General features: G+C 43.9%; 8 protein-coding genes. 1 reads left to right on the forward strand and 7 read right to left on the reverse strand.

Features of this window, described 5'->3' with window-relative positions; genetic code table 11:
- Window positions 1-477: 477 nt before the first annotated feature.
- Both MHH50_RS21570 and MHH50_RS21575 read right to left on the reverse strand, forming a co-directional pair.
- Window positions 478-6,939 (reverse strand): phosphodiester glycosidase family protein, encoded by a 6,462-nt coding sequence (locus MHH50_RS21570; RefSeq protein WP_340033369.1) that lies wholly within the window; start codon window positions 6,937-6,939, stop codon window positions 478-480.
- A gap of 117 nt (window positions 6,940-7,056) precedes the next feature.
- The gene (locus tag MHH50_RS21575) at window positions 7,057-7,974 is read right to left on the reverse strand and encodes a LysR family transcriptional regulator (protein WP_076129479.1); all 918 of its coding nucleotides are present in this window, start codon (window positions 7,972-7,974) and stop codon (window positions 7,057-7,059) included.
- A gap of 164 nt (window positions 7,975-8,138) precedes the next feature.
- Here MHH50_RS21575 and MHH50_RS21580 point away from each other — a divergent pair, with 164 nt between their 5' ends.
- Window positions 8,139-8,888 (forward strand): SDR family oxidoreductase, encoded by a 750-nt coding sequence (locus tag MHH50_RS21580; RefSeq protein WP_076129478.1) that lies wholly within the window; start codon window positions 8,139-8,141, stop codon window positions 8,886-8,888.
- 78 nt (window positions 8,889-8,966) lie between these two features.
- Here MHH50_RS21580 and MHH50_RS21585 read toward each other — a convergent pair whose 3' ends face one another.
- From MHH50_RS21585 to MHH50_RS21605, 5 genes are all read right to left on the reverse strand, one after another.
- Window positions 8,967-9,257 (reverse strand): MazG nucleotide pyrophosphohydrolase domain-containing protein, encoded by a 291-nt coding sequence (locus MHH50_RS21585; RefSeq protein ID WP_036676004.1) that lies wholly within the window; start codon window positions 9,255-9,257, stop codon window positions 8,967-8,969.
- A 61-nt stretch (window positions 9,258-9,318) separates the two neighbouring features.
- Window positions 9,319-9,672, reverse strand: coding sequence for a cyclic-phosphate processing receiver domain-containing protein (locus MHH50_RS21590; RefSeq protein WP_340034632.1), 354 nt, complete (start codon window positions 9,670-9,672; stop codon window positions 9,319-9,321).
- Window positions 9,673-9,783: 111 nt separating this feature from the next.
- A complete protein-coding gene (locus MHH50_RS21595; RefSeq protein WP_076221035.1) occupies window positions 9,784-10,152 on the reverse strand; it encodes a type II toxin-antitoxin system PemK/MazF family toxin in 369 nt (122 codons plus the stop codon).
- A 3-nt stretch (window positions 10,153-10,155) separates the two neighbouring features.
- Complete coding sequence (locus MHH50_RS21600) at window positions 10,156-10,314, reverse strand: hypothetical protein (protein ID WP_175618933.1); 159 nt, start codon at window positions 10,312-10,314, stop codon at window positions 10,156-10,158.
- Window positions 10,315-10,622: 308 nt separating this feature from the next.
- Complete coding sequence (locus MHH50_RS21605; protein WP_076277666.1) at window positions 10,623-11,981, reverse strand: LLM class flavin-dependent oxidoreductase; 1,359 nt, start codon at window positions 11,979-11,981, stop codon at window positions 10,623-10,625.
- Window positions 11,982-11,984: the final 3 nt, after the last annotated feature.

Here is an 11,984-nt window from a genome sequence, read left to right on the forward strand (position 1 = left end):
AGCCATTCTGCTCATCTATCGGACTCAGATGCAGCTATTCATTAAAATATATTACGATTCCGGGCAAAAGTATGACAATAAGAGCTATGGAGTCCGAAAATTTGGAAAAATGGACCAAAAAGTTAAAATAGCGGCAATACAGTCCGTTACGATCCCAAACCATCGAGGCTATCTGTTAAAACAAACTTTCTTGATAAAAGTAGCTCGTCCGAGCCGAACTTACCAAGTGTGCATCGCTGTTGGCGTACTTTAGCTTTAGCGTACCTCAGCAAGCGTACTTTAGCCTGCCTCAGCAAGCGTGCCTTAACTTTCCGTTCTCCATTTTCCCTTCTCCAATCCTTTGTGTCTCACTACCTGTTTTTACTTTTACTTCGCTTTCCCCTCTGTGTACATGCGTGCGTACCCTGCACATATCCAACTAATCCAATTATCAAAAAAAACAGCCAGTCCCCATCAACCTGAGACTGGCCACAATCATTACTCCATAACACTCAGCAGGTTGAGGATCATCTGTGCACTTTCAGCACGTGTTCCGTTCTGGTTCGGTGCAAATTGACCTTCAGCCCGTCCTTGCATCAAACCAGGTCTGTACACTTCGCTGATTGCCTCTTGAGCCCACTGTGGAGCATAACCAATATCGTTGAATGCCGAAATGTTACGGCTAGCTACAGATACATTACTCTTCGCGTAAGCATATGCACGAGCCAGCATTGCAGCCATCTCCTGGCGGGAAATCTTCGCCTCCGGTTCAAACTGTGAAGCAGTCTGGCCGTTAATCACTCCAGCTTGTTTGGCTAACCCTACTGCTTCTGCATACCATTTATCTGCAGGTACATCAGCGAAACCAGGTTCCGCTTGACCTTTCAAGCCAAGCGCACGAACTAACATCGCTGTGAACTCCGCCCGTGTAACCGCACGGTTCGGATCAAATCGGTCCGCAGCTACACCCTGTACAAGCTGTTTTACCGCAAGCTGCTTCACAGCAAGGTAAGCCCAGTGATCGGACTTCAAATCTTTGAATGTTTTATCAACTTCTAAAACAACGTATTTACTAAAATGACTGACGGCAGCAGATAGATAACCATTCGTCCATGTACTGCTCATATACTCTAATTTACCCACGTCTTCGATAAAATAAATACCTAATAAGCTTCGATCTACATCTGCACCGACCTTATATGAAATCATAATCGGCTCTGCAAACTGTCTTAACGAGAAGGACTGATCATTTTGTGTGAATATGCTAAGCGACCATTCCCGCAGATCACTTTTCGCCCGCAATTGTGCACCCGCAAGTGCACTTGCACGAGCCAACAGATCCACTGCTGTATTATCAGCTACAGGTTTCAGCCGTAGCGAAATCGTACTCTTGGCAAGAGCCTCAGCTGAGATTAGCTTACTTAGTTCTGCCAGTACTGTAGCAGGAATCGTAACGGATAAATCCTGCATAACCACTCTAAGCGGTGCGCGTCCAAGCAGCTCTGCTGCATTGCCTGGCAAAAGTAATTCCGTAACCGCCCCATTAACAGAAACCACAACTTCACCTTGAGCATTCTTGCTCTCTGACAGTTGAGAAGCCGTTATGGTGACTACGCCCGTTTGTGCTGATGCCGACGGAGTTGGTGTAGCGGTTGGCGTTGGTGTCACCGCAGGTCCCGGCACCCAAGCACCCGGCGTTGATGTTGGCTCTGGACTTGGTGTTGGTGTTGGTGTTGGTGTTGGTGTTGGTGTTGGTGTTGGCTCTGGGCTTGGTGTCGTACCCGGCGAGCCCTCAGTCACTATCAGAATATATTCAGTGCTCAAACCGTTATAAACAGCGCTGACTTTTGTTGTACCAGCACTCAAAACATGAAGTTCTCCAGCCTCACTAATCATTGCAATGGAATGATCAGATGTATCAAAGATTACTCCCTCGAACAATTCTTGCTTGCTGCCGTCACTGTATACCGCCTGAACAACAACGGAGCCTTTACTTCCTTGTTCCAGCGAATCTGGCCCATTCATCGTTATTTCTGTAAGAATAGGTGTCTCATCATTTGTTACGACAAGGTTATACTCCGAGGCGAACTCCCTATAGGTTACTGAAATCACAGTGGAGCCTTCCTGATGAGCCTGAACTAAACCCTGATCATTGATCGTAGCAATATGTTCATTCAAGCTGGAATAATGAAGTCCATCTAATATTGCGGTACGTTTCCCAGATGCGTAGACAGCTTCTGTTACAGATTGGTCGACTTCTTCCGGTTTAAGCTGTCTCTTTCCCTGAAGCTTAATTGCTTGCAGCGCATCTACAGTTATCGTACTTTCAGCAAAAATATTCGGGTAACCTGCCACTGTGACTCTTATCTTAGCTGTCCCTGGCTTCAATGCAGTAACCAAGCCATTTTCATTTACAGTAACAACTGATTCTGCCGGATCAGGAACGATGGTCCAAAGCTTTGTCAGATGATTAGCCTCATCCGGCCCCACCTTAGCTTGCAATTGCAGGCTAGCCCCAGGCTCAAGCTCTACAGCAGTTTGATCCAGCGCAATGGATTCCGGAACCAATTTGCCGATTACTAAACGGTCAATCTCAACCCCGTCTACTGTTCTTGCGGTAACCGTAATCTCGTTCTTCTCAATCTCAACAGCCGTATAGATTTGCTCATCTTCGTCATATATTTTTTCCTGCCAAAAACGTGGTGTCAGCGCATAGAACTTAGGACCCGAGGAACCGCCGATAACATACCGAGTGCCTTCGCCTTCTGCAACCTGTTTACCCTCCTTCATCGGAAAAGTTCGCAAATAGATATGATCATGACCGTTCATGACCAAATCTACGTTGTGCTTATCAAAGACCGGAACCCACTTCGCTTGTACCTGCTCATTCGAATAGATGCTGCCGTACGGTCCTTGATGGAAAAAAATCACCTTCCACTTTTTATCTGTAGCGGAAAGATCCTGATCCAACCACTCGGCCTGTTCAGTAAACGGACTACCTGAATGCTCTGTATTCATAACCACAAAGTGCGTATCCTTAATATCAAAAGAATAATTCGTACCTTTTACGCTCGCCGCACCGTTTTGCGGGTTATTGAATTGCGCCAGATAATCCCCATATCCATTGGTTCCCATCACTTCATGGTTCCCGATAATCGGAACAAGTGTGGTATTCATCAGCTGCTTTTGAGCTGCATCAAACCACCAGTTCCACTGCTCTTGTTCAAAGCCCTTATCCACCATATCTCCAGCATGAACCAGCATTTCCGCATCCGGCATATATGCGTAAGCCGCTTCAATCGTATCTCCCCAAAGACCAAAACCCGCCTTAGAATCTGCTTGGGAATCTCCGATAAACAGGAATTTTGTAGAAGTGTCCTCACCACCACTTGTAACAAAAGCTCCTTGCTCACTTACATTTGACTCGCCATCACCCACACGATATACATATTCCGTTCCGGGGGTAAGCGCAGTGGCCTCCGCTTTATGAACTCGCATCGTTCCGTCATTGTTGGTGTTGTAAATTGAACTGCTGCCGGTAATTTTTATTACATTCGCAGCTTGAAAGCTTGTAAACTCCGCTTTTTTCACAAGTTCTACTACAGTATCCATGGTCAACGGTTCTGTCTGCCAAGTGAACTGGCGAGAAGTTGCTGCATCTTGGCCCATCGTAACATTAACATTACGCGGAGCTGCAGTAGCGTCATATGGAGCAACCTTGAACGTCATTACAGGACTATAGGTATTTCCTTTTACCGCCTGCAATTTAAAAGTTCCTTCTGCTGAAGTGACAAAGTCAGTAGTTAGTGTTCCACTTGCCCCTGAAGCAACACCTTGTACCTCCACTCCATCGAACAGCAGCTTTGCTCCTTCAACGACACTTCCATTCAGATCTTTTACCGCAAAAGATGCATCAAAGCCCTTCGCAAGATCATAATGGTTCCAAGTGAGCATCAACTGTGTCTTCACAACAGATTCAACAGCCGCTCCAATAAAAGAAATAGGAACCCCAGTACCCTCTGTAGAAGTTACCGATCCGGATGTATTTTCAATTACAAAAGCTTTGCTAATATCTCCAGCCAACTGCTCCTGAGTGTAGGGACCCACAAAATCATTTCGAACTGTATATTGAATTTGCCCGATGAGATCCGTATCTCCCAGATTGGAAGAATTGATATTCGTTAAGTTAAGACGCACAGTGCCCAATGCCGGATCAATGATGGACTCCACTTGTGTTTCTGATAACATATTCCCCCGAATTACCTGCAAATCTTTAACTGCAGCCGGATTAAAAGCAAACGTAAGATTTCCTTCCTTCAGCTTGCTCGCTTTCTCTGCCGTTACGTCCAAAGTGTAGGTGTTGCCGGCATATACTACTTCTGGTGTTTTGTACACATAGAACGGAGAGCCCAAATTTACTGTAAAATACCATTCTTTTATCGTCTGGTTACCGCTCAAATCGCGGATGGCAACTTTTACTTTATGACGGCCTTCTGTCAGTGGAACCTTTGGTTTATAAGTGATCTGACCTTTTGGAGGATAAAAGCCATGCTCCACTAATTGATCGTCCACATATACTCGTGTTTTGTCAGGATCGATTAAGGTCGTTCCCGGATGCACTACTGGATCATAACCATCATCCTCACCATTGACGGAAAGGGTCGGTGTAGCTGTTTTGACAATTTCGTTCACGCCGGGATATGCATCTTTAAGAATAGGAGGTGTTCTGTCCTCCTCTAGCGGGCCATAAATGGCACGAATATCATCAACGTAAATAGCTCCCGCACTCTTGTTAAGATTGCTTGTCTCCATATAGCGGACAGGCATATCCATCGTTAACGGGGTGGTTTTCCCCTTAGGAACGGATACTTCGACGTATTTCCACCCCGTCCAGTTCACACCATTTACCTGATCAGTAAAATCCACTGGCACTGCCGCATTATTGCCATCCCGAATCTGTCCCCGCAGCCAGTGCTTTTTGCCATCTCCGTAGATCCACATACTGATCTTCTCAGGATACCCCGGAATCTGAATCCGATTGGCGGTTGAGCTTGCGGCTAAATAAGCACCGGATGTGCCTGTTTTATTAACAAAATCATATTCCAGCTTCAAGGCTTTGTCCCCGTTGCGGACAAAATCCAGATCAGACACTTCCTGAATCGCCACGCTGTTAGCTGCTGCACTAGAGGCTATATATTTATCAATGCCATTCTCAAAATCCTCCAGCATTACAGGCGGTAACCCCACATTTACTTCAAAAGAGGTCTCAACGTCCCTGTATTTAGCATAAATCTTTCCGTTTTTCCCGTTCTCACTCGTCGCCTGAAACAGACCCTTCTCGTCCACGGTTCCGATCTCGCCCTCAACCCGCCATTCGAAGCTAGGGTTGTCAGCTTGAATCACTTGTCCATTACGTAGCGCCTTCACAGTTAATTGTGCAGCAGCACCTGAAGAATAAGTTTTGATCTCATCAGGAAACCTAAGCTCTGTAAGCTTATCTACAACCTCAATTTCAGCACTGCCTTTGACTGCCCCAGCCTCTACAATTACATTTCCTGTGCCGGCAGTGATTCCTCCGGTGAAGACTCCGTTCGCATCGACAGTACCAAGGTTAGCGTCCACCTGCCAATTCAGCGTACCCGAATAAGGCGCCGGATGGCCGTTCTCGTCCACTCCTGCCGCTTTGAATATAAAGCTGGAGCCTTGCAAAATACGTTCCGTATTCGGCTGCACAACCAGCTTAGAAGCCGAAGGTTGCTCAGGGGCTGTATTGACAAGCAATAAACCGTTACCGGTTTTACGCTCGTAACCATCTGAGCCCTGATTCATCATTCGGACACCAGATGTACCCGGCATTCTGGCCACAAAAGTAGAAGAACCGCCACCATCCAGATTCATGGCGTTCACTACGCCCATATCCTTCAGAATGTTGCCAAGCTCATCGGTATCTACGCCCTCACTAAAACCTGGCGATCTTCCATCCACTTCGAATAGAACGAGACTTCCATCCGCTTTTGTCCCAATGGCTGTCCGCGGATGAATTCCTAAAGGCCCTACACCTTGTTGAACTACTCCGTCTTTTACCAGCGGCCCTTCGCCGCCAATGGCTACCTTCACATCATTCCATTCTCCGCTAAGCGCAAAGGTTGCAGTAACGTTATCGCCAACCGATAACCCTTGCAGAACAGCACGGGACGTACCCTGGGCAGATAAAACCACTTTTCCTTGGGAAAGCGGCGTATTGCCTTGATTGTTGCGGATTTCAGATACCTTCAGCTTCAAGGTCTGGCCGCTTTTCACTTCTCCCTCGACAATATCTAGAACAACCTCGTCACCCTCATTGGTTGACTTTGTAGTTGTATTATAATCTTCCGTATAAAGAACCAGCTCATTTGTATTTCGGTATCGGTTGATGCTGGTCAGATTGGTTGTTTTTCCATTTATCGTCACGTTTTTGGTCAGCTTCGGCACCCCATAAATCGAGCTGCCATCTTCTTTTAAACCGAAAGTAAAAGCTGAAATCGAACTGTTCAGGATTACACCCTCATCCATAAATAACCCATTAGGAACACCCGTAGCAAAACCGGAGATTTCATAGAAATCACCATTGATTCCTGCGATCACTCGGTTTTCAGGTGAATCCGCATACGTGGCCATTTCTGTAACGCCCTTCATACCGTATACCTTTCCATCCTTCGTACCTGCCCGCAGCTCCAAATTTCCTTGTTGCGGGTTGAACTCCACTGCATGTATCTTTTGTAAACCACGTTCATTCTGGAGATCCATCCAGGTATACATCGCCCCAGGTGCAAGCTCTGTTTGGCGAACATCAATAACGGTTCCGTAGTCTGTTGCTGGTAAATCAGAGATGGAAGCGCGAACAATTGCCCCCGGTTGTAACAACGAAATCAACAAAACAAAGATAACAACAACATTAATTTGCCTTAGATACCTTCTCACTGTGTTGACATCCTCCCCACTTGGCTGTCCTAATATCGATCTGAGCTTGGACAACATCATAGGGTTAATATTAACTAGGAAGCGTAAAGGTTAGATAAAATTTACCAAGGCATACTGTTAACTTCGTCTAATCATTTCATCAAATTCATGCTTTAGCCTGTTGATAAATCTTCGGGCGGTCTGGGAGGTCTGTTTTGAAGCAGAGACAATAGCTCCTGAATATTTCGCACGGGTATCTGGTGATCGTAACTCGATGGTTTTCATGAAGGCAGAAGTCATCTCTGATATTTTTAGAAACGAATAATCCAGACCAATTGTGATGGCCAGTCCTTCTGCAACTGCATTCTCAATCGCCCGTGTGTTGTTACTTACAAAAAGCAAATTGATCGGCCCATAGCCAGATAAATATCGCTCTACATAGTCCTTAATGTAAGGATCATCGTATAAAACTAACGTCTGCCCCACTAAATGATCCGGTGTAAGGATTGAATTCAGGGCTAGCGGTGACTGTGGATGTACACCCACTACAATTTTTCCTTCCATTAACCGTTCAAACTTAACCCCCTTATATGTGTCAGGCATTCCCTCCGGTGAGACCATAAGTCCAATGTCCATTTCATCCTGAAGTACATTATCCAGAATTTCTTTGGGTCCTTTTTCAAAAATCTCTATTTTCACATTTGGAAAATCTGCCTTAAAACTAGAGATTACCTTCACCATCAGATGCATGGGTCCAGGTATCGTAGCAATTTTCAAATGACCACTTAACGTATCGCTGTAAATCTGTGCTTCTTCTTTTAATTCATTTACTTTCATCAGGACTTCATTTGCTTTGCTAATAATGGCATTTCCTTCTGCTGTGGGAACCGCCTTTTGCCCGCGCGAACGGATGAACAAAGTAACTCCCAGCTCAGCCTCCAGCATGGTAATGGACTGACTCATTGCGGATAGAGTGATATGACGATTCTGAGCTGCTTTGGTTAAAGAACCAATCTTTGCGACTTCTACAATATTCTCGCATTGCTCCAAATTCATTTGAATCACCCCTTAAGTTAATCTTTACTTAATAAATATTAAATTTACTTAAATTTTAATTAATTTAGACAAGTGTTACAATGTAAATAAGTTAGTAAGTAACCATTTTTACTATATCAACTTTCATTTCTAGTATAACTATATTTCTTGAGGAGGAAACTCAAATGACAGACAAAAGAGTAGCCGTAATAACAGGTGGAGCCAGTGGAATCGGGAAACAAACCGCCATTAAATTTGCAAGTAAAGGTGATCAAGTTGTCGTTGCCGATTTCAATCAACAATTAGGTGAAGAAACGGTAGCACAAATTATTAAAGAGGGTGGCGAAGCAATTTTCGTCAAAACAGATGTTTCCAAATATGAAGATGTCGAAGCGCTGGTTCAAAAAACTGTAGATACTTATGGAAGAATTGACGTTATGTTCAACAATGCCGGGATCGGCCGCGTCACTCCTGTACTAGACCAAGACCTTAAGGATTATCACAGTGTCATTAATGTCAATCAGCATGGTGTAGCCCATGGGATTATCGCTGCTGGTAAAAAAATGCGTGAGCTCGGCATCAAAGGTGTGATCATCAATACAGCTTCTGTATTTGGATTCCTAGCTTCCCCAGGTACATTCGCATATCACGCTTCCAAAGGTGCGGTCATTATGATGACTAAATCCGCAGCACTTGAACTTTCGGTTCATGGCATCCGCGTGCTTGCCGTTGCTCCAGGCGCTGTAGATACGCCAATTATCCAAGGATATAAAGATCAAGGAATGGTTGACCAAATGAAGAGCAAAGTAATGGGTAACAAACTAACATTACCTGAACAAGTTGCAGACACTGTATACTTGCTCTCCTTACCAGAAGCTAGTGCAATTAACGGTAGTGTTGTAATGGCTGATGAAGGTTATGCTTCATTTAAATAAAGTATAGGGTGAAAAAAATCCAAGGCTTCCCTCGAGGGAGGTCCTTGGATTTTTTTAAAAGTATTCAATAGATACACCCTACTCCCAAGTCCTCTGTTCATTAATCTCCAGCTTACGTTTAAACGCCTGCTCCAGATCAATACCAAGTTTATTGGCCAGATCAAAAATATTCCACACCACATCGTACATCTCGTATCCCAAGTTTTCTTTCCGCTCCGCATCTGGATGAAAAGATACCGACAAAACCTCTTTGGACAACTCCCCAACCTCAGTCATTAAGTACAGCATTCTCTGCTCAATGGTGCTGGTATCAAACCCTTTGATTTCACTAAACTCCTTAACATACTGTTGAAACTCTGCTGCATTCATTTCCTTACGCCTCGCTTTTTGGTATAAAGTTATGCAAAGATTAACACATCTCTTAGTCCCATCAATCTCCACTATACTTATTGACTGTTATGGGATAATAGTAAATTTCTATATCCTTCTTTATAAAACCTCTGCGTTGAGCTGCCAATAAGGTCTCGTACATATCTCTTCTGCCTACAGGATTATCCGTATGATGATAAATCTTATTCGCCCTTAAACCACGCTCACAAAAGTATTTCACAAAATCATACCCGTTCTTTAGTTCAATTCCCTCGGCGTCTTCACCTAAATCATGATCAAGCGTAAGGATGTTCACTTCATTATTTTCGAAAAGTTTAACAGCGTCTTCAAATGTTCTTGCCAAGGTAAACCCTTCTGGACAGTCTCGTAAGTCATCAAGATAAACATTTATCATATCGAACCTCATTTCTTCATGACGTCCTTATCTAGTGAACAGTATCCTCCAGCTTTATGGTACAAAAAAACACTTCGTTGAAGAAGTGTTCTTCAAAAAATTATGTATAATTTACCAAAATCCATCCCCTGAATCGAGGAATTCCATTAATTTTTTCTTAACGTTCTTTAAATCGATTGGGTTTAGTTGACCGATGTAATCAGATGAATTAAAGGAGGAGGCCTCCGCTTGGGCTACGCAATTCACTTTTGCAAATGAACTTTCCCCTAATCCGCAGTCTCTTCCTTTAAATAATGGAATTTTCCACTTATCATACTTTCCTTCAAAATTTTTTATTTTAGAGTGGGTCAATGCAACGAAAACAACAAAAATTGGTAATCCATCAATAATTTCCACTATTGCGACTGGTCTTATTTCGGTTTCTCCTGTTTTTGGATAATCTACTTCATACCAAAAAACTTGCCCGGCTTTTAGATTCATCTATTACTTCTTAAATTCCTCAAACCATTTTTGTTGGAGACGGTTATCAGAGTCAATTTTAGCCTTTCCATCAACTACATTCAAACGCGGTACTTTCGATTTGAAGTTAGGATGTTCAGACAATGAGTTAGGGATATTTTTTTTCTTTTGTACAAGACTCATACCATTTTCCTCCTCCTTCTCACACATTTTAGAATGACACCTCCCAAGCATTTTATTGCTTGGTTTAAGCATATCCGTCTTTGGTATGGTTTAGACCAGTATACCAATGCAGCTGCAAACACTGTAGTTGTGCTCTAATACTATTTAAGTCTATCACAATATTTACCATATATAAACCTTATTGTAGGGCGGTAAACATTTAAAATGTGGCATTTATAGAATGATTTTTTACAATTCAGATTATTCTATTATAACAAAAACACTCCTCTATTGGTTCTTCAAAAACCGATAAAGGAGTGAATCCAACCTTATTTACCAGCCCCTACTTCAGCCACTCTACGATTCTGAAAATGACGAATATCCGGACGCTCCAATCCTAGATGTTCACGAAGGGTACTCCCCGTATACTCAGTGCGGAACAAGCCGCGTGCTTGCAAGATGGGCACAACATGATCCACAAATTCATCCAAGTTGCCCGGCAGTACTGGTGGCATAATATTAAATCCATCGCAGCCGTACTCTTCGAACCACAATTGCATTAAATCTGCCAATTGTTCATAGGTTCCAACAAACTGCATATGTCCGCGTGCACCAAGCAAACGGCGGCCTAATTCTAATATCGATAATTTGTCCTTACGAGCCATATCCATAATCAGCTGAACCCGGCTTTTCATTCCATTTGATGCTTCTACTGGATCAGGAATCTCAGGCAGCTGTCCATCTACTGGGTATTCGGACAGGTCAAACCTCAACATGCCAGACAACATACCAACAACAGCGGCAGGAGGAATCAACTCCTGCAGTTCTTTATATTTACTTTGGGCTTCCTCTTCGGTCGCTCCAATGATCGGAGATAAGCCCGGCATAATTTTTAAGCTACCACGTTCACGGCCATAATCTGCTAATTTGGAATTGACGCTTTCATAGAAGGCCTTAGCCGCTTCAAGCGACTGCTGTGCCGTAAAGATCACCTCTCCAAAACTAGCTGCAAAATCTTGTCCTGGACCAGAAGATCCGGCTTGAATAAGTACAGGATACCCTTGAGGTGAGCGAGGAACATTGAGGGTTCCTTTTGTAGAATACCACTCCCCTTTGTATTCCACTTCTTTGATCTTCTTCGCGTCAGCAAATTGTCCCTCTTCGCGGTTGACGATTAAAGAGTCATCCTCCCAGCTGTCCCAGAGAAGCGTTGCCACCTCAACAAATTCACGTGCCATTTTATACCGAAGTCCGTGCTCTGGATGCTCCGGCTTCCCATAGTTATAAGCTTCCACATCAAGCTGGGAGGTAACAATATTCCAACCCGCTCGGCCTTCACTAATATGATCTAAAGAAGCAAATTTGCGAGCCACATTATAAGGTTCGTTATACGTGGTCGATACGGTAGCCGTTAATCCGAGTTTTTCTGTTTCTGTCGAAAGGGCTGACAACAGCGTCAATGGGTCCAGCATACCCGAAGCTGCTTGATCCGCACCCATCACATACAACAAATCCGCCAAAAACATCATATCGAACTTCCCACGCTCGGCGGTTTTTGCCAATTCGCGATAAAATTTATAATTGAAGATCTTATCCGCTCCCGATTCCGGATGACGCCAGCCATAATGATGATGTCCTGAATAATAAATAAATGCACCTAAATGTAGCTGATCTTTTCTGGTTCCCATAAT

Origin of the sequence: Paenibacillus sp. FSL H3-0302, assembly GCF_037982245.1 — a bacterium.
Lineage (GTDB): Bacteria > Bacillota > Bacilli > Paenibacillales > Paenibacillaceae > Paenibacillus_AQ > Paenibacillus_AQ odorifer.

Excerpts from the sequence above, each read along its gene's own strand:
- MHH50_RS21575 (WP_076129479.1), bottom strand. The coding sequence starts at position 7,974 with ATGAATTTGGAGCAATGCGAGAATATTGTAGAAGTCGCAAAGATTGGT.
- MHH50_RS21580 (WP_076129478.1), top strand. The coding sequence starts at position 8,139 with ATGACAGACAAAAGAGTAGCCGTAATAACAGGTGGAGCCAGTGGAATC.
- MHH50_RS21585 (WP_036676004.1), bottom strand. The coding sequence starts at position 9,257 with ATGAATGCAGCAGAGTTTCAACAGTATGTTAAGGAGTTTAGTGAAATC.
- MHH50_RS21590 (WP_340034632.1), bottom strand. The coding sequence starts at position 9,672 with ATGATAAATGTTTATCTTGATGACTTACGAGACTGTCCAGAAGGGTTT.
- MHH50_RS21595 (WP_076221035.1), bottom strand. The coding sequence starts at position 10,152 with ATGAATCTAAAAGCCGGGCAAGTTTTTTGGTATGAAGTAGATTATCCA.
- MHH50_RS21600 (WP_175618933.1), bottom strand. The coding sequence starts at position 10,314 with ATGAGTCTTGTACAAAAGAAAAAAAATATCCCTAACTCATTGTCTGAA.
- MHH50_RS21605 (WP_076277666.1), bottom strand. The coding sequence starts at position 11,981 with ATGGGAACCAGAAAAGATCAGCTACATTTAGGTGCATTTATTTATTAT.